The organism is Aliicoccus persicus (assembly GCF_900110815.1).
GTDB lineage: Bacteria > Bacillota > Bacilli > Staphylococcales > Salinicoccaceae > Aliicoccus > Aliicoccus persicus.
On sequence record NZ_FOIT01000007.1, the window covers coordinates 22861 to 46436 of the forward strand.

Annotated in this window: 19 protein-coding genes and 3 pseudogenes; 11 read left to right on the forward strand and 11 right to left on the reverse strand. The window is 35.2% G+C overall.

Annotated elements, in window-relative coordinates; all coding sequences use genetic code 11:
• Positions 1-122 precede the first annotated feature (122 nt).
• The 7 genes and pseudogenes from BMW30_RS09475 (at position 123) to ant(9) (ending at position 7205) form a co-directional block, all read left to right on the forward strand.
• On the forward strand, positions 123-887 hold the full coding sequence (locus BMW30_RS09475) for a nucleotidyltransferase domain-containing protein (protein ID WP_091476404.1): 765 nt from the start codon (positions 123-125) through the stop codon (positions 885-887).
• A 140-nt stretch (positions 888-1027) separates the two neighbouring features.
• Positions 1028-2216: pseudogene (locus tag BMW30_RS09480) on the forward strand (IS256 family transposase).
• A 285-nt stretch (positions 2217-2501) separates the two neighbouring features.
• Positions 2502-2768 (forward strand): annotated as a pseudogene (locus BMW30_RS09485) (JAB domain-containing protein); the annotation flags it as partial.
• A gap of 141 nt (positions 2769-2909) precedes the next feature.
• Complete coding sequence (locus tag BMW30_RS09490; protein ID WP_091476410.1) at positions 2910-3995, forward strand: tyrosine-type recombinase/integrase; 1086 nt, start codon at positions 2910-2912, stop codon at positions 3993-3995.
• On the forward strand, positions 3992-5884 hold the full coding sequence (locus BMW30_RS09495; RefSeq protein ID WP_091476412.1) for a tyrosine-type recombinase/integrase: 1893 nt from the start codon (positions 3992-3994) through the stop codon (positions 5882-5884). The genes BMW30_RS09490 and BMW30_RS09495 overlap by 4 nt, the downstream gene beginning before the upstream one ends.
• A 6-nt stretch (positions 5885-5890) precedes the next feature.
• Positions 5891-6268, forward strand: coding sequence for a DUF6262 family protein (locus BMW30_RS09500; protein ID WP_000361059.1), 378 nt, complete (start codon positions 5891-5893; stop codon positions 6266-6268).
• A 154-nt stretch (positions 6269-6422) separates the two neighbouring features.
• The gene (gene ant(9), locus BMW30_RS09505; RefSeq protein ID WP_091476414.1) at positions 6423-7205 is read left to right on the forward strand and encodes an aminoglycoside nucleotidyltransferase ANT(9); all 783 of its coding nucleotides are present in this window, start codon (positions 6423-6425) and stop codon (positions 7203-7205) included.
• A 125-nt stretch (positions 7206-7330) separates the two neighbouring features.
• Here the strand turns inward: ant(9) and erm(A) are convergent, their stop codons facing one another.
• The 4 genes and pseudogenes from erm(A) to BMW30_RS09525 form a co-directional block, all read right to left on the reverse strand.
• The gene (gene erm(A) / locus BMW30_RS09510) at positions 7331-8062 is read right to left on the reverse strand and encodes a 23S rRNA (adenine(2058)-N(6))-methyltransferase Erm(A) (protein ID WP_091476416.1); all 732 of its coding nucleotides are present in this window, start codon (positions 8060-8062) and stop codon (positions 7331-7333) included.
• A gap of 7 nt (positions 8063-8069) precedes the next feature.
• A pseudogene (locus tag BMW30_RS09515) lies at positions 8070-10901 on the reverse strand (type I restriction endonuclease subunit R); the annotation flags it as partial.
• Positions 10882-12117 (reverse strand): restriction endonuclease subunit S, encoded by a 1236-nt coding sequence (locus tag BMW30_RS09520; protein ID WP_091476420.1) that lies wholly within the window; start codon positions 12115-12117, stop codon positions 10882-10884. The gene BMW30_RS09520 and the pseudogene BMW30_RS09515, both read right to left, overlap by 20 nt.
• Positions 12107-13621: a class I SAM-dependent DNA methyltransferase gene (locus BMW30_RS09525; RefSeq protein ID WP_091476423.1), complete on the reverse strand. Its 1515-nt coding sequence runs from the start codon at positions 13619-13621 to the stop codon at positions 12107-12109. Before BMW30_RS09525 ends, BMW30_RS09520 begins: the two co-directional genes overlap by 11 nt.
• A 413-nt stretch (positions 13622-14034) precedes the next feature.
• On the opposite strand from BMW30_RS09525, the gene BMW30_RS09530 reads away from it, so the two are divergent.
• The 3 genes from BMW30_RS09530 to BMW30_RS09540 all read left to right on the forward strand — a co-directional run bounded on the left by BMW30_RS09530 (position 14035) and on the right by BMW30_RS09540 (position 15474).
• Complete coding sequence (locus BMW30_RS09530; protein ID WP_091476424.1) at positions 14035-14355, forward strand: ArsR/SmtB family transcription factor; 321 nt, start codon at positions 14035-14037, stop codon at positions 14353-14355.
• A gap of 79 nt (positions 14356-14434) precedes the next feature.
• Positions 14435-15319: a permease gene (locus tag BMW30_RS09535; RefSeq protein ID WP_091476427.1), complete on the forward strand. Its 885-nt coding sequence runs from the start codon at positions 14435-14437 to the stop codon at positions 15317-15319.
• A gap of 35 nt (positions 15320-15354) precedes the next feature.
• Positions 15355-15474, forward strand: a complete 120-nt coding sequence (locus tag BMW30_RS09540) for an alcohol dehydrogenase (protein WP_091476431.1) — start codon at positions 15355-15357, stop codon at positions 15472-15474.
• A gap of 53 nt (positions 15475-15527) precedes the next feature.
• On the opposite strand, the gene arsB is transcribed toward BMW30_RS09540, so the two are convergent.
• The 7 genes from arsB to BMW30_RS09575 form a co-directional block, all read right to left on the reverse strand.
• Entirely contained in the window at positions 15528-16817 is a 1290-nt protein-coding gene (arsB, locus tag BMW30_RS09545) for an arsenite efflux transporter membrane subunit ArsB (protein WP_091476433.1), read from the reverse strand.
• Positions 16817-17134: an ArsR/SmtB family transcription factor gene (locus tag BMW30_RS09550; RefSeq protein ID WP_091476643.1), complete on the reverse strand. Its 318-nt coding sequence runs from the start codon at positions 17132-17134 to the stop codon at positions 16817-16819. The genes arsB and BMW30_RS09550 overlap by 1 nt, the downstream gene beginning before the upstream one ends.
• 1 nt (position 17135) lies before the next feature.
• Positions 17136-18794 carry an FAD-dependent oxidoreductase gene (locus BMW30_RS09555; protein ID WP_091476439.1) on the reverse strand — a complete coding sequence of 553 codons (1659 nt, stop codon included), beginning with the start codon at positions 18792-18794 and terminating at the stop codon, positions 17136-17138.
• 2 nt (positions 18795-18796) lie between these two features.
• A complete protein-coding gene (gene arsA, locus BMW30_RS09560; protein WP_180366289.1) occupies positions 18797-20524 on the reverse strand; it encodes an arsenical pump-driving ATPase in 1728 nt (575 codons plus the stop codon).
• Positions 20505-20852: an arsenite efflux transporter metallochaperone ArsD gene (gene arsD, locus BMW30_RS09565; protein ID WP_091476446.1), complete on the reverse strand. Its 348-nt coding sequence runs from the start codon at positions 20850-20852 to the stop codon at positions 20505-20507. Before arsD ends, arsA begins: the two co-directional genes overlap by 20 nt.
• A gap of 143 nt (positions 20853-20995) precedes the next feature.
• Positions 20996-21409 carry a universal stress protein gene (locus BMW30_RS09570; protein ID WP_091476448.1) on the reverse strand — a complete coding sequence of 138 codons (414 nt, stop codon included), beginning with the start codon at positions 21407-21409 and terminating at the stop codon, positions 20996-20998.
• 18 nt (positions 21410-21427) lie between these two features.
• On the reverse strand, positions 21428-22879 hold the full coding sequence (locus BMW30_RS09575; RefSeq protein ID WP_091476449.1) for a SulP family inorganic anion transporter: 1452 nt from the start codon (positions 22877-22879) through the stop codon (positions 21428-21430).
• Between the two features lie 128 nt (positions 22880-23007).
• Here BMW30_RS09575 and BMW30_RS09580 point away from each other — a divergent pair, with 128 nt between their 5' ends.
• Positions 23008-23550: a recombinase family protein gene (locus BMW30_RS09580; RefSeq protein ID WP_091476451.1), complete on the forward strand. Its 543-nt coding sequence runs from the start codon at positions 23008-23010 to the stop codon at positions 23548-23550.
• The last annotated feature ends 26 nt before the right edge of the window (positions 23551-23576 follow it).

A 23576-nucleotide genomic window follows, 5' to 3' on the forward strand; every position in this document is an offset into this window, starting at 1 on the left:
GTGATAATGGTAAAATCATTTAAATATGATTTCAAACTAGAGTGATACTTGATAACTAACGGTAGTGCATTGTTTAAGAGATAATACTCAATTTAAATATGTTACTAGAAAGGAGAAGCTAGATGGATGATAAAATAAAAGTGTCCTGCTATTTAAGCTTGTTAGAAAATAAATTAAAGAGCTTACTAAAGGATAAATTAGTAGGTCTATATGTCCATGGTTCGTTCGCTCAAGGTTCGTTTAAATGGGAAAGATCTGACATAGATATACTAGCTGTAGTGGATGGTAATTTGAGTACAACAATTAAACAAGATTTATTAAAAATTTTTCGTGAATTAAAACCACACGGTCCAAAAAAAGAAATTGAGATATCTTTTTTAGATACAAACAAATTAAAGAGTGACAAGCATCCATATCATTTTGAGTTTCACTATTCACCGTATTGGTATATGAATATGTGTGAAAATCATTGGCAAATTAATACTAATAAAATAAAAGAAGATCCTGACTTAGCCGGCCATATAATGAATCTACGTTCAAAGGGAATAGTTCTATTAGGACCAGCCATTGAAGATGTTTTTCCGAAAATTACTGAGAAAGATTTCATAGACAGTTTAAACTACGATGAATCAGACGCACCAGTAAATATCGTAGATACAATTATGAATCTATGTAGAAGCCAATATTATTATACTAATAGTAAATTGGTCTCAAAACTTGAAGGTTTAAAGTGGATGATGAACGAAAAACCATATATGAATGAGTTTTTAGAGCAAATTCATTTGTTGTATGAAAATGATAAAGTAGAGATTCCTGAAAGCTTAGTTCCAAGAGCAATAGAATTTAAAGAATATATATTGATCGAGAGAAATAAAACTAATAAATAATATTTGTGAAATAGTCATAAATACATATAGGCTTGTGATGTATCTAGAGAGTGTAAAATATTTTGTGTAAATAGAAAAAAGGAAGTCCCTTCTGTAGAATAGAGTTACCACACTAAATTCACAGAAAAGAGGACTTCCCTATGAACAATCTTACTACAGATATCTTACAGACTCTAGCTACAAAAGGTGATTTGAACGAATTATTCCGTTCGCACTTGGAATTAGCCGTAAATACGCTCCTGAGAACAGAGCTGACTGCCTTTTTGGATTACGAAAAGTATGATCGGATTGGTTTCCATTCAGGGAACTCACGCAATGGGTCCCATGACCGTACGGTCAAGACAGAATACGGCGTAACTTCATCTACAGATTCCGCGCGACCGCAACGGTGAATTTAAACAACAGACTCTTCCTGCATATAAGCGAACCAATGGCACGTTAGAAGAAACCGTCATTCATCTTTTTCAAAAAGGTATTACCATGTCTGAAATTGCTGATTTGATTGAGAAAATGTACGGTCATCACTATACACCACAAACGATGTCCAATATGACTAAAGTCTTTACTGAAGAAGTATCAGCGTTCAAAAAGCGTAAACTAAACAGTCATTATGCAGTCATTTATCTGGACGCTACCTATATTCCTTTGAAGCGGAAAACCGTTGAGAAAGAAGCCATACACATTGCGGTGGGAATTCGACCAGATGGTGCCAAAGAAGTCCTAGGATACGCTATTGCCCCTAATGAATCGACCGTCACATGGAAAGAGATATTGGAAGATTTATCCGACCGTGGTGTCAATGATGTTCTTCTTTTCGTGACCGACGGTCTCAAGGGTATTAAAGATACCATTCATCACGTTTTTCCTCAAGCAGCTTACCAACACTGTTGTGTCCATGTTTCTCGCAACATTTCTAGTAAAGTACGCGTCGCTGATCGCAAGGAAATATGCGAAGACTTTAAGACGATTTATCAAGCAGATTCACGAGAGACGGCCCTTGAAGCTCGCCTTGCTTTCTCAGAAAAATGGCGCAGTAGCTACTCTAAACTGGCCAAGTCTATTCTAGAAAATGATAACTTACTTACATTTTACGATTTCCCTTTATCAATCCGTAGGAGCTTGTATTCCACTAATTTGATTGAATCCTTTAATAAACAAATTAAAAAGTATAGTCGACGTAAAGAGCAATTTCGGAATGAAGAATCTATGGATCGCTTTTTGGTTTCCCGTTTTGATACGTACAATCAGAAGTTTTTGACACGGATTCACCGCGGCTTCCAACAAGCTGAAGCAGAGCTAGAAAAAATGTTTGAAAGATTAACAAATTAATAAATCGATTTTATAGAAGGAGCACTTCATTTACACATAATTATTGACACTCCCCATCAAACTGGATTACTTGATACTTCGTTATTTAGACTATATTAATATCGTAATATTACCCCTAACTCCGAAAATGAGTTAGGGGCTTTTTTGTCATACACATTAAATTATAATAAAAGGAGAATTTTTATGATTAACAATAATCAATTGAATCAGCTAGAAATAGACTTTATTCGTGAAGATAGAGAGAAAGTCGTACCAGCGAAGCGCGTGGATATTGTCAGTGTTAAGATGGTTAAGGAACAGAGTATGTTATATAAAAAAAGAGTAGTCAGCAGTCCACATGATGCATATGAGCTCATAAAGCAATTCTTGGGAGACGTCGATCGTGAGTATTTTGTCGTTGTCTGCTTAGATACGAAAAATCAGCCGACAGCAATTAACATTTGCCATATCGGCAGCTTGGCCGCGTCCATTGTTCACCCAAGAGAGGTGTTGAAGCCGGCTATACTGTCTAATGCAGCTGGCTTCATTGTAGGTCATAACCATCCATCAGGCGTAATCCTTTAACCATAGTATAATAAATAATAGTAGTTAAAGTAGTTTAAGAGGAGATATTAAAGGGATATTTTACTTTAAATAAAAATTAACAAGGTTTATAATTTGTAGTAGTTAAAGTATTTAAAGAGGTGGGAACATGTGAAGGTTCAAAGGATAGAAGTGGAGAATAAGCCGTATCCATTGTATTTATTACTAGATAAAGAATACCAGCTAATAGAACCAGTAATGAAATTTATTAAATACTTAGATAATACTGGTAAGTCTCCTAATACCATTAAAGCATACTGCTATCATTTAAAGTTGCTGTATGAGTTCATGGAACAGAGAGGCGTTATTCTTAATGATATTAACTTTGAGTTGTTAGCAGACTTCGTAGGCTGGTTGAGATATCCAACAGCAAATAATGTAATTGATCTTCAGTCAAAAGAAGCCATAAGAGAAGAAACGACAGTGAATACAATTTTAAATGCCGTTATGAGTTTTCTTGATTATTTAAGTAGATTAGGAGAATTTAAATCAATTGATGTATTTAAACAAGCAAAGGGAAGAAACTTCAAAGGATTTTTACATCATGTTAATAAGGGTAGATACCAAAAGAATGTCTTAAAGTTAAGGGTTAAAAAGAAACAGATAAGAACATTGACATCAGAGGAAGTTAAGCAAATTATTGACGCTTGTCATACGAAAAGAGATAAGTTAATTATAATGCTTATGTATGAGGGTGGTTTAAGAATCGGTGAAGTGTTATCGCTTAGGCTTGAAGATATTGCCACTTGGGACAATCAAATCCATTTAACACCTAGAGATGTTAATATTAATGAAGCTTATATTAAATTAAGGAAGGAAAGAACAATACATGTGAGTAAAGAACTCATGTCGCTTTATACAGATTACTTGGTATATGAGTATAGTGAGGAATTGGAGCATGACTATGTTTTTATTTCCTTAAAAGAAGGCTATTTTGGGAAACCACTAAAGTACCAAAGTGTTCTTGATCTAGTTAGAAGAATAGTTAAAAGGACTGGAATAGAATTTACATCGCATATGCTTCGCCACACTCACGCAACGCAGCTAATTAGGGAAGGATGGGATGTTGCGTTCGTTCAAAAGAGATTAGGTCACGCACATGTTCAGACAACGTTAAATACCTATGTTCATCTTTCAGATCAGGATATGAAAAATGAGTTTAATAAATACCTTGAGAGAAAGGAGTATAAGAAATGAATGCTTCTAGTAAAAGGAAAATTATCAGTCAGAGTGAGATCAGCAAAAAAATAGCTGTAATGAATGAAGAAATGCAAGGGTTTTGGGCTAATAATAGTTGGGATATAAGAAAATGTCCACATCCTTCTGCCATAGAATTAAGTAAGAATCCTGCTTTACGAAATCGTTGGGTTCGTTTTGAACGTGTTAAAAATCTGTGGTTAAGAACAGAATTGAAATATTTTTATTTTTACCATTTAAACAATGGAATATGGAATGCAAAAACTGTCTGGATTAGAAAAGGAACAGTAATTAATAAAATGTTAGATTTTTTAGATTTAAAGTATCCCAGCATTACTTCAATTACTGAAGTTCCTATTGATAAAGCAATGACGGAGTATAGAACATATTTGACAAAACAGGGTGTTAGAATTACCACCACTAATTATAAGATTACTGCTAATCAAGAAAAAACACCTGTAAAAGCTAATTCTTACTATGTTACTAATCTAAAACAATTTATGGAGTTTTATGAGGATTTTTATTTTGATGGAGAGGAGTGGGATAAAGACGTTTGGGATAGACGAAACTTACCTTTGTCAGATGATAAGGTTAACCCAACACAATATGAATATACAATTAACTTTAAAGGGTTTCGGAATACATATTTTAAACAGCTTGTAAAAAGATATTGTAAGTTAAGATTGAACATGGATAGCTTTTCCTATGTAAGGGATATTGCCCAAAAACTTAAAGAGTTCTTTAATTTTCTGGACATAAAGTTTAAACACGTTCAGAGAGTACACCAATTAACGAGAGTGGAAATTGAAGCATATTTAAGTGAACTAAACATGATGGGGATAAAACCTAGTACAATAACTGGGAGGATTTCTATATTGGAAGGACTATTTAGTACCCTTCATAGGCTAGAATGGGATGATGTTCCTTCCAAAATATTAATTTATCCCGAGGACTATCCGAAAATACCAAGAGCAAAACCTCACTTTATAGACGAATTCGTTCTAGAGCAATTGAACAGTCATCTTGATAAATTACCCGAATATATAGCTACGATGACTATGATTGTTCAAGAATGTGGAATGAGGATAAGTGAATTGTGCACCTTGAAAAAAGGCTGTCTATTAGAGGACAAAGATGGAGATTACTTTTTAAAGTATTATCAATGGAAAATGAAAAAGGAGCATATAGTTCCAATATCTAAAGAGGTAGCTTTACTTATTAAAGTTCGGGAAGATAAAGTTTCAGAGGAATTTCCAGATAGTGAATACCTCTTTCCAAGAAAAGATGGATCGCCATTAAAACAAGAAACATTTAGAGGCGAGTTAAATAAATTAGCTTATGAGCATAATATAGTGGATAAATCAGGCGAGATTTATAGATTCCATGCCCATGCCTTTCGCCATACAGTAGGAACAAGAATGATTAACAACGGGGTGCCCCAGCATATTGTGCAGAAATTTTTGGGACATGAAAGCCCAGAAATGACAAGCAGATACGCTCATATCTTTGATGAAACTCTAAAAAATGAATTTACTAAATTTCAAGAAAAACTGGTTACCAATAATGGAGATGTGCTCAATCTAGATGATGATAGTGAAGTCGATGATGTAGAGCTTCAATGGTTCAAGAAAAATATAAATGCACAAGTGCTTCCAAATGGTTATTGTAGATTGCCAGTAGTAGCAGGTGGTTGTCCACATGCGAATGCATGCTTAGATTGCACTCACTTCTGTACCAGTAAGCAATTCTTACCACAGCACGAAGAACAGTTAGAGCGTACAGAAGAGTTATTAGCCATAGCTAAGGATAAACAATGGCAAAGACAAGTAGAGACTAATAGCCGTGTTAAAGAGCGTTTAGAACAAATCATTGGAAGTTTGACGGGGTAATTATCAATGGATAAACAAGTTAGAAATACAACAGAAATTGTACGTTTGGCGAAGCAGAAATCAAAAAAGACAAGGGAAAAAGTAGACAAAGCGATTTCTAAATTTTCGATTGAAGGTAAAGTTATTAATTTTAATTCAATAGCAAAGGAAGCTAATGTTTCTAAATCATGGCTTTATAAGGAACACGATATTAGGCAAAGAATCGAATCCCTTCGTGAGCGTCAAATAACAGCAAATGTAGTCTCAAAACCCAAGAAAAGTTCTCGTTCGGAGGAAATCCTTATTAAAACCTTAAAAAGAAGAGTAATGGAATTAGAAAAAGAAAATAAAAAATTACAGAACCAAATTCAAAAATTATATGGAGATCTGTATAATAAAGAATAATTATTAATCTGTAGACAAATTGTGAAAGGATGTACTTAAACGCTAACGGTCAGCTTTATTGAACAGTCATTTAGGTATATGTCCAATCTAGGGTAAGTAAATTGAGTATCAATATAAAATTTTATATGAACATAATCAGTTACGAGGTGAAATCATGAGCAATTTGATTAACGGAAAACTACCAAATCAAGCGATTCAAACATTAAATATCGTAAAAGATTTATTTGGAAGTTCAATAGTTGGAGTATATCTATTTGGTTCAGCAGTAAATGGTGGTTTACGCATTAACAGCGATGTAGATGTTCTAGTCGTCGTGAATCATAGTTTACCTCAATTAACTCGAAAAAAACTAACAGAAAGACTAATGACTATATCAGGAAAGATTGGAAATACGGATTCTGTTAGACCACTTGAAGTTACGGTTATAAATAGGAGTGAAGTTGTCCCTTGGCAATATCCTCCAAAAAGAGAATTTATATACGGTGAGTGGCTCAGGGGTGAATTTGAGAATGGACAAATTCAGGAACCAAGCTATGATCCTGATTTGGCTATTGTTTTAGCACAAGCAAGAAAGAATAGTATTTCTCTATTTGGTCCTGATTCTTCAAGTATACTTGTCTCCGTACCTTTGACAGATATTCGAAGAGCAATTAAGGATTCTTTGCCAGAACTAATTGAGGGGATAAAAGGTGATGAGCGTAATGTAATTTTAACCCTAGCTCGAATGTGGCAAACAGTGACTACTGGTGAAATTACCTCGAAAGATGTCGCTGCAGAATGGGCTATACCTCTTTTACCTAAAGAGCATGTAACTTTACTGGATATAGCTAGAAAAGGCTATCGGGGTGAGTGTGATGATAAGTGGGAAGGACTATATTCAAAGGTGAAAGCACTCGTTAAGTATATGAAAAATTCTATAGAAACTTCTCTCAATTAGGCTAATTTTATTGCAATAACAGGTGCTTACTTTTAAAACTACTGATTTATTGATAAATATTGAACAATTTTTGGGAAGAATAAAGCGTCCTCTTGTGAAATTAGAGAACGCTTTATTACTTTAATTTAGTGAAACAATTTGTAACTATTGAAAATAGAAAGAAATTGTTCCTTCGATAGTTTATTAATATTAGTGACATTTGCATGCTTCAAAGCCTGTCGGAATTGGTTTTTAGTGAAAAGATCACGATATTCACGGTTTACCCACTTATAAACAAAAGATCGATACTTTTTGTAGTCCTTCTTTGAAATCAATGGTTGATGTCGTTCAAGAACAATCAATACAGAGTCTACACTTGGCTTAGGATGAAAATATAGTGGTGGTACTTTTTTGAGCATTTTTATATCCATCTCCACCATTAATAGTAAACCCAAAGCTCGTTGCAGATTTTGCAATCTTTTCGCAAATCCCTTCTCAACGATAAGATAGCTATATTTAGCCTGACTTTCAAAGGTAATTCTTTTGACAATATCCGTACTGATGTTATAAGGAATATTACCAAATATCTTATAGTTTATATGTTTTGGGAAGGAAAATTTTAGAATATCCGTTTGAATCACTTTTATATTCTCAGAGGGGTTTACCGCTTCTTTAGTCACTTGACATAAGCCTCCATCAATTTCTATAGCAGTAACTGATCGACTCATTTTGACTAGCTCTTTGGTAAAATGTCCTTTTCCTGATCCGATTTCTATTACGTTGTCTTGTTTACTGATATTCGTGTGATTCAATATTTCTTTTACATGCTTTTTAGAAGTAATAAAATTTTGCGTGTCTTTAGGGTTTTTCTGGTTCATTATAACCTTCTCCTTCTTTCTGAGCTTTATCAATACTTTTAGCCAACTCTATGAGTTCTTCTATTACTTTGGAGGAGTCGATGGATCTCTTGTTATATTGATTAATCGCATTGTCCAGCATCTCTGAAAATTTCTTAGATTGCGTCGCATTAGTTCGCATTAACGAACGCACTTTACCTTTTAATAACCGGTCAAGTAACGCCACTGCGACATTTTTCTGTGGTAATGCCTGCACATCTTCTAAAAACTTATCAGATAATATAGAGATGTCAGGGTTTTCCAACCCTAATGTTTCGTAAATATCTACTATCTCATCAGTAACAACAGACTTAGAAACTAATTGATTCACTTCAGCATCTATCTCTGCCGGCGTTTTAGTCCGTCCACCCTGTGAAGGGGGAGAAACGAGTTTCACCACACCTGATTTAACGGACTTAAAGAAAGCAATTTCTCTGTTTAAATCTTTGGCTTCTTCCTCTGTCGCACATAATGCATATGCTCTGGATAATTCAGTTACCGTATCGATAAATAATTTACGATGATCTTTACTAAACTCCAGCACAAAATTTACTGTGTTATTAAATGCAGTGTAACGTTCAATACGACTCTCCGATTCATAGTCAGAATAATCATGTTCATAGAACATATCCTGCAATACATCATATTTTGTCAACATTAATTCGACAGCGAGTTCTGTATTCACACCTGTCTGCTCTCTATCATCAGCTGTATATTCTTTAAGTGCTTCTTTCAGACTATCTGCAATACCAATATAATCCACAATCAGTCCACCGGGTTTGTCTTTAAACACCCTGTTAACCCGGGCGATTGCCTGCATTAAGTTATGCCCTTTCATAGGCTTATCAACGTACATGGTATGTAATGAAGGTACATCAAAACCTGTGAGCCACATATCTCGAACGATTACGAGTTTCAGTTCATCCTGTTCATCTTTCATACGTTTTTCCAACAAGACTCGGCGTTGTTTCGGACCAATATGCCTCTGGAAATTCTGTGGATCACTCGATTGTCCAGTCATAACTACTTTTATAACGCCCTTATGGTCATCATCAGAATGCCAGTCAGGTTTCTGTCTAACAATCTCATCATATAGTTCCACAGCAATACGTCTGCTCATAGCGACAATCATGCCTTTACCAACCATAGCCTGCTGACGTGTTTCAAAATGCTCAATAATATCTTTTGCGAGTGCCTTTACACGAGGTTCAGACCCAGCTAATGCCTCTATGCGAGACCACTTTGATTTGAGACGATCTTTTGTAAAATCTTCCTGCCCCTCAGTAATTTCCGCATAATCATCATCAATGCTCAAATCGTTAGGGAGGTTCAAAGGAATGATACGACTTTCATAATAAATCTTAACTGTTGAGCCATCTTTGACAGATTGAGTCATATCATAAACGTCTATATAATCACCAAATACCTGCTCCGTATTCTTATCAGTGGAAGCTACCGGTGTACCAGTAAAACCTACAAAAGAAGCATTAGGTAAGGCATCTCTTAGATACTTTGCATAACCATATTTAACATCTTCACCCTGATCGCCGACTTTTGCACTAAAGCCATATTGAGTACGATGTGCTTCGTCAGCCATCACCACTATATTTTTTCTATCAGACAGCCGTCTCATGAAAGACTCACCTTCTTCAGGTGCAAACTTCTGCATAGTTGTGAAAATAATCCCGCCTGATTCCACAGAAAGTAATTCAATCAAATCTTTCGTACTTTCAGCTTGTTTAGGCGTTTGTCTGAGTAACCCCTTACCACGTCTGCCTTTTGAAATTGAGAATGTGCCAAATAACTGGTTATCTAAATCATTCCTGTCTGTGAGTACAACAATGGTTGGGTTATTCATTTCTTGTATCAGCTTTCCACTAAAAAACACCATCGTTAAACTCTTACCAGATCCCTGTGTATGCCAGACTACACCTGCTTTACCATCACCCTCTGACGAAGATGCCTCAAGTGTACTTTTAACTGCTTTATTAACAGCATAATATTGATGATAAGCCGCGACAATTTTAACTACCTGATCTTCACCAACATCTTGAAACAGGATAAAATGTCTGAGCATGTCCAATAGAACATGTTTATTCAACATGCCTGTTATTAGTACTTCGAGACTCGGTATTGCTGAGGTTGCTTCAGTTTCCCCATCTTTAGTTCGCCAGTGCATAAACCGATCGTAATTGGCAGTCAGAGAGCCTACCTTCGTATTAAGCCCATCAGAAGTCACCATAAATGCATTATGATTAAACAACTGGGGAATTCTCTCTTTATATGTTTGTAACTGATTGTATCCCTGAAGAACACCTACAGATTCATTTGTCGCATTTTTCAGTTCAATGACGACCAATGGCAGTCCGTTCACATACAGTACAATGTCCGGTATTCTCTGGTTGTCTCCCTTTTCTACAACAAGCTGTTTCACTGCCAGGAAATCATTGTTTCCCGGGTTATTAAAATCAAAAACTTTAACGATATCTCTTAGTGTTTTACCATCTTCATTATAGTGTTCAACTTCAATGCCATTTGTCATATATTCATGATAGATTCTATTGTTTTCAATGAGACTTGGTGATTGTTCAATCGTCAATAAATGAGCAGCTTGTTTGATCGCTTCATATGCCACATCGGGATTAATTGATTGCAGTGCTGATTCTAGACGTTGCCCGAGTATGACATCTTCATAGCTATCTCTCTCAGATGCAATACCGATATGACTAATATCATTTCCATGTTTTATTTCGTATCCTAGATTCTCTAGCCATTCTAGTGATAGTTGCTCAAGATCATCTTCATTGAAGAAGCTCTTCATAATCGTTCACCTCCGAATCATCTGGTAATTCGATTTCTCCTGACATTAGTATTGGTAGTAGAGTATCTCTTAGATTAACCAATTTATGATTCTCGCTTTTTAACTTTTGAATAAAGTCTAAATGTGTCTTTAGAGGTTGCATTAGTCTTGTTAAATCACTCTCGGAAGGAATAACAACCTCAGAGTTCCTTAAGTCTGTTTTATTAAATTTCATCTGCACTGACCCAGAAGTAATAGAAACGATTAAAGATTTGCCTTCTTGACTATTAAAATATAGATAGATATATTCATTTAAATATCTTACTTTAGAGGTAACGAAAATTTGGTTATTCCCTAGCACCATCGGCACACCCAAATTTGGTATCCTGTGAACGGTTCCTACATCACCTACATTAGATATAACGACCTCACCGCCAAATAATTTAGATTTCTTTAAGAAGTTATAGGTCTCCTTAGTAACATATTTTATGTCTTTTTGAAGATCATGTTTGAGGTCTATATTTCTTGCAAATATTGCATAATTGTCTTTAAGAGTATCAGAGAAATGAACATTGTCCTTTAAACTCTTAAAGCTCCCATTCGCAACATGATCCGATATAATACAATCTACGTCTTGCAACTTTTGTGTAGACCAGTACTCTGGTACCTGTTGAGAGAATTCAGTAGAAAAATTTCCTCCACTTGATTTATATGGATTCCCGTTTTCATCAGGGAACTCAAAATCCACAAACCACCTTTTGAATAGTGTTTGTGATAGCTCCTCGAGGTTTGCGATTATACTATTATTGACTTCTATTTTTTCATCGAAATAATTTAAAACTTTAGCTATTCTTTTTTGAACAATTAAAGGAGGTAAAACTACTTTTATTTTGTTAAGAGTTTCCGTTCTTAGACTTGGAATGGTAGTGCCCTCGTTATAATACGTAAAATCAATTGTACTTAGCCTATAATATAAGTACTTTGGATCTGCAAGATTTTCATTAATTTCAGTATAGAACAATGTGTCAATTGTCCAAAAAGGCTCATCTATGAATTTTATCCTTTCTATGCTACCTTTTCTCCCTATCAATATACTAGGTTTATCGTAAAGGTATTCATCTGCGTAATCCATTATCCCTCCAGTGCCGAGTATGGGGTATCGACCTTTAGGATTTCTTACTTTTTTTTGATTTTTACCGTACTTTATATTTACTAACTCGCCTAAACTATACTCCATAACCTAATCCCTCCAATGACTTTCGGATTTTATCCTCTAGCTCCTTGGATTTGGCAAACTGCTCACTTAAATCGGATGTAATACGCTCCATCTTCTGCTCAAATGGTTCATCATCTTCTTCCATATCTGCCAATTCAACATATCTACCTGGAGTAAGAACATACTCATGCTCCCGAACTTCATCAAGAGTTGCTACTTTGCAGAAACCTTTAACATCTTCATACTTATCATCGCTTGTACCTCTCCAAGCGTGGAAAGTGTTTGAGACTTTCTTAATGTCTTCGTCGGAAAACTCTTTGAGAGTCCTCGTTACCATATGACCAATATTTCTCGCATCAATAAACAGAATCTCGTTTTTGCGTTCGTTCTTACCATTCTTTTCTTTATTTTTAGTTATAAACCACAGACACACTGGAATCTGTGTAGAATAGAATAACTGACCTGGTAATGTGACTATACATTCGACAAGGTCTTCTTCAATTAGATTCTTCCTGATTTCCAATTCAGCAGTTGTACTTGTTGACATAGATCCGTTTGCCAGTACAAACCCAGCAGTTCCACTAGGTGCTAATTTTGACACCATGTGTTGAATCCAAGCGTAGTTCGCATTACTTTTCGGAGGAATACCATACTTCCAGCGATAATCATCCAACACACGTTCTTGCCCCCACTCATCCGCATTAAATGGTGGATTAGCGAGAATAAAGTCAGCTTTCAATCCTTTGTGTTGATCATTGTGAAAAGTATCTGCGTGAGTTTTACCAAGGTTATTATCTATACCTCTAATTGCTAAATTCATCTTTGCAAGCTTCCATGTGGTTAGATTGTACTCTTGACCATATATCGCAATATCCCCTAGCTGTCCTTGATGATTTTCAACAAACCTCTCGCTCTGTACAAACATCCCACCCGATCCACAGCATGGGTCGTACACTCTCCCTTGATATGGTTCAATCATTTCAACTAATAGTTTAACGATAGAGGAAGCTGTATAGAACTCTCCTGCGTTCTTTCCTTCCGCGCTCGCAAATTTCGCAATGAAGTACTCATATACTCTCCCTAATACATCCTGTCTTTGACTCTCTTTATCTCCTACTTTGAATGTGAAGATATCGATGATACCACCGAGTTTTGACTTGTCTAATCCTGGACGTGAGAAATCTTTAGGCAACACGCCTTTTAAAGAGTCATTCTCAGCCTCAATCGCTATCATAGCCTTGTCAATAATCTGACCGATCTCTGGTTTCTTAGAATTATTATTTATGTATGACCAACGTGCCTCTTTAGGTACCCAGAATATATTCTCTGCCATATACTCATCTTTGTCTTCCTCATCTGAATATTCGTCTTGGACAAGTTCTGCATGCTTCTCTTCAAATGAATCTGAAACATATTTTAAAAATATCAATCCCAGAACTACACTCTTGTATTCTGATGCATCCATGCTTCCTCTTAATTTGTCCGCAGCCTGCCAGAGCTTTTCCTCGAATCCTATACTTGCCATAATCTATCTCTCCCTAATATAAATAATCGCTTTATCTTATATAATTCTATTGTAACAAATTGTATATGTTCTATATATATAAGAAAATCTTCATATAATTACCCCACAGCAATATTGAAACAAAGTGACAACAATTATTGATACTAGTGTCAACACGTAACGTATAAATAACATCGCAGTGCGTGGATGGTATAGTCATTGATAGACTATTTCATACAATATAAAGGAAGTTCTCATGTGGAAATGTTGTGACTTTGAACTTTAATTTGCACTAATTTTAAGAGTTATCTTGCACAATATAATGAAAATATATATTTTACATTTAACTTAGATATTAAACTTGATTTTCTATGTATAAAATATTATGATTAATACATTAAAAAAAATTGATATAATCAAAGAAGGTGAATGAAATGAAGTTAATAGATAATATAAATGAATTGAGTGAAGATATGACACTTGAATTCTATGAGCAGATGTTCAGTGCTTTGGCAGATAAAACACGTTTAAAAATTGTTAATGAGATTAGTAAGAGTCTTGACAAGAGTCTCTGTGTCTGTGATCTTGAAGAAGTACTAGATTTAAAGCAATCTAAAATTTCTTATCATCTTAAAAAACTGGCGGATGCAAATATTCTTATTACAGAAAAGCATGGAACATGGAATTATTACAGTATAAATGAAAAACAAATACAAGTTGTTCTATCAGAAGATACTTGTTGTAGAATTCTATAATGAGTATCTTTTTTTATAGCTAATACATCAAATATTTTTGATTTATAAAACGGATTTAATTAAGTGAGGCGCGTTATCGATGTCAGATTCAATACTGGAATTTATAAAAACATTTTTTATTTTATTTTTTGAACTGCTTGCCCTGTTTATTGTAATTAGTTTTATTGTCAGTCTGATTCAACAAACTGTATCGGAAGAGAAAGTAAGAAGTGTCTTAAATCGTCCCAATAAAGGGGTCAATTATATTTTAGCGACTCTCTTCGGTGCAATTACACCATTTTGTTCGTGTTCAACCATCCCGATTCTAGCAGGTCTTCTGAACTCAAAAGTTCCTTTTGGACCGTCAATGAGTTTTTTGATGACTTCACCATTAATGAATCCAGTGATGATCTTTGCGTTATGGATTCTGCTAGGCTGGAAGGTAGCTGTCGTTTATTTTATAGTTATTGGTATCTTTAGTGTCCTTGTCGGAGTCATATTCTCCCGTCTTAATTTAGAAGAAACCTATAAAGGTGTAACAATTAAAGGCGAAGGATTTTTTGCTGATGCTAAAGGGTCTAAAGTGAAACAAGCATTAAACGATGCATGGGCATTTTTATATCCTTTACTCCCCTATCTGTTTATCGGTGTATTCATTGGTGCATTCATCTATGGTTTTGTACCGGAAGAATTTGTGACACGTTATGCAAGTGGAGATGGTTTCATATCCGTGGCGATTGCATCCGTGTTAGGTATACCGATGTACATTCGCCCTGAAACAATGATTCCTATCGCAGATGCGCTTGTGACTAAAGGAATGGCTATCGGTACAGTCATTGCTTTGATTATCGGTGGCGCAGGCGCCAGCATTCCCGAGCTTGCGTTATTATCCAAACTATTTAAAAAGAAATTTTTAGTCGCTTTTATAACAGCGATTCTGGTGGTTGCGATTAGCGCAGGAATGATTCTTAATATAGTTATTTAAGATACAGACTTATAATAAAAAAAGGAGGTGGGAAAATGAGTGTGAAAGATTTTGTTAATAAATTAAAGCCTAAAGCACAAAACTGTTGTTCAGTTGAAATTGAAGAAAAAAAACCAGATGAAAAATCTAATAATGATTCTAAGAAAGAAAAATAGTTAAAATAAAAAATCGTGTCGCTTGATAAGCGCACGATTTTTTATTAAATTATTTAATACATTAATAAGGTTAAATAGAGCCCTAATAATGTAATAAAAAGTACAGGTGGAGTAATAATGATACCTATTTTAAAATAGGTTCCCCAAGAAATTTTCATATCTTTTTTAGCTAGGACATGCAGCCATAACAGTGTGGCAAGTGACCCAATAGGTGTAATTTTCGGCCCTAAATCTGAACCGATGACATTTGCATAAATCATTCCGTCTTGAATCAGTTTCGTCACATTTGCATGATCAATTGCAATGGCATTAATCATTACAGTAGGCATATTGTTCATTACTGAAGAGAGAATAGCCGCAATAAAGCCCACCCCCATAACTGAAGCGAACAATCCATATTCAGCAATATCGACTAACACGCTTGCTAAAGTATCAGTTAGACCGACATTTCTCAGTCCAAAGACAACAACATACATACCGAGCGAGAATAAAACGATATTCCATGGTGCACCTTTAATGACTGGATTTGTATTAACAGCGGGAGAACGTTTTGCAAGTATTAAGAAGATGATTGCAATACCGCCTGCAATAAATGACACAGGCACGTTAATAAATTCGCTGATTAAATAACCAATGAGTAACATTAAAAGCGCAACCCAAGAATATTTAAACATCTTTTGATCTTTAATCGCAGATGCAGGTGCTTTTAACTGGGATTGGTCAATTGTTTTAGGAATTGATTTTCTGAATAATAACCAAAGGACAAGAATACTTGCAATTAATGAGAAAATATTCGGGATAATCATCCGGCTTAAATATTCTAAAAATCCAATATTAAAGTAATCAGCTGATACAATATTCACTAAATTGCTGACGACCAATGGTAGTGATGTGGTATCAGCGATAAATCCAGTTGCAATTACAAAAGGAAAAATGACCTTTTCTTCTAGTTTTAAATTTCTACCCATAGCAAGAACAATTGGGGTAAGTATCAGTGCCGCCCCATCGTTTGCAAAAAATGCTGCGATAATAGAACCTAATATTGCGATATATATAAACATTTTCAAGCCATTTCCATTTGAAGCCTTAACCATATGTATGGCAGACCATTCGAAAAATCCAATTTCATCAAGTATCAATGAAATAAGAATGACTGCCACAAAAGTTAATGTCGCGTTCCAAACAATGCCAGTTACTTCTATTACATCACCGAATGAAACGACACCGGTGATGATAGCAAGCAATGCCCCAATCATTGCAGTAATACCTATATCTAAATTTCTAGGCTGCCATATAACAAATATCAATGTAATTAAAAATATACTTAGTGCAAGTATCGTCATTATGAGCAGGTTCCTTTCCCGATACTGTCACATATACACGGAACCGTATCTGAACTTAAAAGTGATAATCTATTCATCAAACTGTTAACCACATCTTTATTTAAACTATACATATTTTTAGTTCCATCTTTTCGCATTAAAATTAAATTATTTTCTCTAAGTAATTTCATATGATGACTTAGAGTTGGCTGTGAAAAATCAAAGTGTTCCAGAAGATCACATGCACAGAGTTCGCCACATGACAGTAAATCCAATATCTCTAAGCGGTTACTATCGGAAATTACTTTCAAATACTGCGACAGGGTTTGATAACTCACTTTATTTTCTTCTTTTATCAATTAAATTCACATACCTTTGATAGTTTTTATTACCACCTGATAAATTATAGACATTCTCAAAACCAAGATTAATCAGCACATTTTGGGCCGCATTGCCTGTCGTCCCTTTGTTACAATATGTGACGATTGTTTGGTCTTTATCTACTTCTTCTGCATAATCTCTTAAATCTTTTAGAGGAACATTCACAGCATTTTCAACGTGATTGGTCTCGTATTGTTTGGGTGACCGTACATCAATGATCCGGAAATTCTCTTGCTCTGCTCTCTCTGTGAGTTCCTTCGGTGTGATGATTTTTCTGCCTCTTTGAATATTATGACCAATCATTCCAGTGTAAATGACTGGATCTTTTGTAGTCGAGAAAGTTGGTGCATAAGCGAGATCCAAATGGAATAAATCTTCTATTTTCGCCCCAAAGGTAATTGCAGTGGCGAGAACATCAATACGTTTATCGACACCTTCAAATCCTATAATCTGAGCACCAATGATTCTGGAATTTCGCTTATCAATAATCGCTTTGATGACCATTTCTTTACCATTCATATACTCAGGCTGATTTGGTTTGATGTTGTGGATGACATCAACATTCATATTTAATCGATTAGTTTCTTTTTCAGTGAGCCCTGTCTGTGCAATTGTCATGTCGAAAATCCGTACAATACCAGTGCCTAAAATTCCTTTATGCTCCAAATCGCCACCAGTGAGATGATCACCTAAGATTCTTCCCATTTTATTAGCTGTTGAGCCGAGGGGTCTATATAAAGGTTGCCCTGAAACAATACTAAAACTTTCTGCAACATCTCCAATAGCATACACATGAGGAATATTGGTTTCTAAGTGTTTATTGACTTGAATTGCACCCGTATCACCGATTTTTACTCCGATTCTTTCAGCCAATGATGTATTGGGCTTAATGCCGACTGCCAATATCACCATATCTGTGTCTATCGTCCGGCCACTTTGCAGAACAATTTGATTGATGGAGTCGTCTCCAACTACATGATCAATTGTATCTCCCAAAACGATATTTGCTTTATCCTTAAGGTATTCTTCAATCATATAGCTCATATCAGGATCCAAATTGCTCATAAAGGTACTTCTTTGAATCATCGTTATTTGATATTTAGATAATTGTTCCAACATTTCCAGTCCAATAAATCCGCCACCGATAATTGCAATATGTTCAACATCATTTAATTCAATATATTGATGAATACTTTTAGCATCATTGATGTTTTTGACCTGGAACGTATTTTTGTAATGACTGGAATCTAATTGTGGCAATTCTTTAGGGCTGGAGCCAGTCGCTAGAACAAGTTCATCATAGTCTTGATCAAAGGTCTCATCGTTTAATAAATTCTTAACTAAAATAGTTTTATTATCTTTATCTATGTTCATCACTTCATGCTGTGTATGAATGTTAATATTGAACCGATCTTTGAACCATTTCGCATCTCTCGGTGTCAGTTCATCAATTTCTTCCACTTCGCCACCAATAAAATAAGGAATACCACAAACAGAATACGAAATATCCGTATCTTTATCATAGACAGTAATTTCAACATTTTCATCATTTCTTCTTGCTTTTGCTGCAACACTTGTACCGGCAGCTACCGAACCAATAATTACGATTTTCTTCATTATTATTTCTCCATATATGGGATAAGATGATAGTTCGCATCACTGCGTTTTTTAATCATCTGAATCCACTTTGATTCATCTGTTTTTTTATTGCTGAATAATTTATCCTTCTGATCCAGTGTAACCAGGGATTGATTGATGACCCACCACTTATGTCCAATATCTGCACGTTTTAAATCATCAGCCAATCGGTTTGCTTCATAATATGGTGTAGCTTCAGCTAAAGTAACGATGATCATTTGAGTTAAATTTTTATCTTGAATTTTTGGCAATAGTGTTTTAACAGAGTCAGAAACATTATTCCCTTGTTTCTCTAATTCTTTATGGTAGCTTTCACTTGAATTTAAAAGTAATAAAGTATGTCCAGTTGGTGCTGTATCAACAACTACATAATCTGTTTGATTATTATTTTCCATTACTTCGCTGAATGATTTAAAGAAAGCAATTTCCTCAGTACAAGGCGATCGCAGATCTTCTTCGATATAATCGATATCATCTTGTGTGACATTCGGTCCTAAGGATGATAAAACTTCATTTTTATAATTCTGTAAAGATTCTTCTTCATCGATAAATGAAGTCATCAAATTATCATGATGCTGTGCAGCTGTAATTTCTTTTGTAGGATCTGTTGTTGCGAGATGCACACTATGTCCTTTAGCCGCAAGTGTTTCTGCAAGTAACGTAGCAACACTTGTTTTGCCAACACCACCTTTACCCATTGTAAAGAGATAACGGACACTGCTATTTTCAATTTCTTCTATAAGTCCGTCAATCATTGGGTGATTTTCTCTTTCAAACGTATCTTCTTCAGTTTCAGTATTATCACTAAAAAGACCAATTAAATCAGGCGTTGAGCTATTGATCTTTCCACTGTATGGGACATGATAAACATCATTTCCCTTCAGCCAATCAGCGAAACTTTCAATTACACGATCCTGTTCATTTTTTTTGTATTCCGATATCTCACCATGAACAGATTCGATATAACCATTAATGATAATTTTAAAATGATTGATGGAAAGTTCTCTCAGTTCTTCCTGGGCCCTTTGAAGTTCTTTCATCGGGGATAGTTCAGGACGAGTAACCAGCATCATGGTTGTACTTTTCTCATCACGTAACCGTTCTAAAGCCCCTTGATACTTTTGACGATTATCGTCCAGACCTGAAAGTTGTCCAAGACATGAGGCATCGTGACTGGTCGTATCCAAATAATCATTCCATGCAGTTGGTAATTCCAACATCCGCAATGTGTGACCCGTCGGTGCCGTATCAAAAATAATATAGTCATATTGTGACTCTATATTTTCATCTGACAGAAAGTGTGTGAATTCATTGAAAGCAGCAACCTCAACAGTACATGAACCACTGAGCTGCTCTTTCATATTCTCTAAAGTCTCTTCAGGTAAGATACCTTCATATGGTTTCACAACATTATTTTTGTAGTCTTGCGCAGCTGTCATTGGATCAAAATTGGCAATAGCTAAATTTTTATAGTCCGGATGTTTGTTGAGCTTATTTGTGAGTTCCATATTAAAGACATCCTGCAGATTACTTGCCGGATCTGTACTGATCAATGCAATGCTGAATCCTTCTTTTGCAAGGTTAAGTGCAAGTGCACACGATACAGTTGTTTTACCGACACCGCCTTTACCTGTGAAAAACAAATATTTCGTGAGTTCGATACTTTTAGTGTTTATTCTCCGCATGTCTCTAACAACATCCATCTCCACTACAGCATCCTCCATTTCTCAACTGATTCACCATGATAATATCATTCACTTCATCTTCAGTCATATACTCGCCTGTTTTCACAATTTCATCATCGATTACTGTAATCGGCAAAACTGCTAATCCTTGTTCTTGAACCTTAGATATAATATTTTTGTTCTCAATGAATTTACTTGGATTGCCACCTAGATTAAATCTTTCTACACTAATATTGTTAGTTTTTAGTAATTCAGCCAGCTGATTCACTTTAATGAGTGTCTCATCAGGAGATGGACCACACACACCTGTAGAGCAACACATTTCTTCTTCATAAAATTTCACTTCCAACATAATGACACGCACCTTATTAATAGAATATATTTCTCATACATAGATTACCATCTATATAGATGGATGTCTATGTAGTATTGAGGGTTGGTAAAAATTTATAAAAAAGAAGCGTGTATAGGATTTTCTATAGACGCTTCAAATGTTTATTTAACAATCATTACTGGAATTTTCGAACGTTTGGCAACTTTGTGACTCACACTTCCCATTACCATTTCCTGCAGTCTATTCAATCCCCTATTGCCCAAAACGACTAATTGATACTGTCCTTTATTGGCAAAAGCGACAACAGTTTCATTCGGCACACCATGTTCATAATGAATCAGGTAAGGAATATCGTTCGATTCATAAACACTAATAATTTCTGACAGTTTTTCTTTTCTCTTATTAATAATACTTTCTGAAGCTCCACTGTGAAGCACATCGTCTTTAGAATCTGCTGGATCGATGACATTGAGTATGGTAACTTCTGACTCTTCATTGATAAAATTTAACGTTTCCTTTGCGGCTCTGATACTATTATCAGAACCGTCTGCGGCAAGCAAAATTGATTTATACATCGAAATTCCTCCTATATCTTAAGTAAGGTGCTGTTCATTCAACTGGCTCAGTTCTTTAACAATTTTACGACTGTCTGTATTTAATTGTTTGATATAAACTGTATTACCTTTTTCCTCAAACTTTCTTACGATGGTATCAATCGCATCTACTGCGGAGTCATCCCATAAATGAGCTTTGGAAAAATCTAATTGAATCGGTTTATCATATTTCTTGAAATCAATTTTTTCAATTGTTGTATCAATTGATGCAAAGAAAATCTGACCTTCAAAATGCAGCGTAATAGTATTTTCCATTTCTTCCAGATACACATCGACTTTTGAGATTTTCGTCGCAAAGAAGAGCGCACTGAATATAACACCCACAATAACACCGATTGCAAGGTTATGTGTAAATAATACAATAATGACTGTAATCAGCATCACGAAAGCATCTGTACGGGGAGCTTTAGCGACATACTTGAATGAATCCCAGTCGAATGTACCAATAGCAACCATCACCATAATACCCGCAAGTATTGGCATTGGAATTTGGACGACCCAATCACCAAGCACGATAATCAGAAACATTAGAAAAACACCAGCAGTGAAAGTAGATAATCTTGTAGTCGCACCGGATCTCACATTAATGATTGATTGACCGATCATGGCACAACCACCCATTCCACCAAAGAATCCAGTAATGAAATTTGCGATACCCTGACCGCGGGATTCTTTATTTTTGCTGCTGTAAGTATCTGTTGCATTATCAACAATTCTAGCAGTTAGTAGACTTTCTACCAGTCCGACAATCGCCATAGAAAGCGAATAAGGCAAGATAATCATTAGAGTTTCCATAGTAAATGGAACGTCTGGAATGAAGAAGCTCGGCAGAGATCTTTCGATAGTACCAAGATCACCGACTGTGCCTACGTTAGATCCGAAAATAATATAAACACCCGTCAGAACGACAAGAGCGATTAATGGTGCAGGTATTTTTTTAATGAACTTTGGAAATACATATACTATAAATAATGTAGCGATGACGTAAACATAACTATCGATAGATATTCCAAAAATATGTTCAATTTGAGACATGAATATCATAATTGCGAGCGCATTAACAAAACCAATCATCACAGAGTTTGGTATGAATTTCATCAGCTTACCAACTTTAAGAACACCAAATAATATTTGAATGATACCCATAAGTATAGTGGCAGCCAGTAAATAATCGACCCCGTATTCGTTGACAAGTGGCACAATGAGTAAGGCGATTGCGCCTGTCGCAGCTGAAATCATAGCTGGGCGACCACCGACGAATGAAATGATCACTGCAATTAGAAATGATGCATACAAACCGACCATCGGATCGACTCCGGCAATAATTGAAAATGCGATTGCTTCAGGAATTAATGCTAATGCAACCACTATACCAGCCATAATATTCGTACCCGGCGCTGTCAGCCATTCTCTTTTAAATTTTTCTAACATAATACACTTCCTGTCCTTTTTAAATATCTAAAATAAGTATAACAGAATAGTTTCATATGTATACCCCTTTATGAGAAAGACTAAATGAGAAAGATGGTATAATATTGAAAAGAATGGAGTGAAGTTAAATGAAACACGGTTATATAAGACCCATTGACTTATACGATGATGTTGAAAGTCAAAAGAAAAAATTAGAGGAATACACTATTAATATTTATATAGAAGAACATGCTGAAAATAAAAAAAGGTACCAATTAGATACATTGCTTAATGACACTGTGAAAAAGAATGATCAAATCATTATTACTGACATATGCATATTAGCGGACTCAACTAAACATCTTGTCGATATAATCGATGCGTGTAATGAAAAGTCTGTTCAAATTTATATTATTAATTCCGACATTTTAGTTTCGCCTAATTCTGTATACAATTTTCAACAAGTCTTAAATGAAATATCCAACTTTCAAAGTGATGTTGTCAGATTCAGGACTCAATTAGGTGTTAACAAGGCTATTAAAGAGGGTCAGAAAATGGGAAGACCTAAACGGAGCGACGATAATATAAAAAGAGCAGTTGAAATGTATATGTCAAAAAAATACACATTAGATGACATTAAATCTGCCACAAATATAAGTCGTGCTACTCTCTATAGACACTTAGAGAAGTAATCTCATAAACGAATGTTTTTGAGACG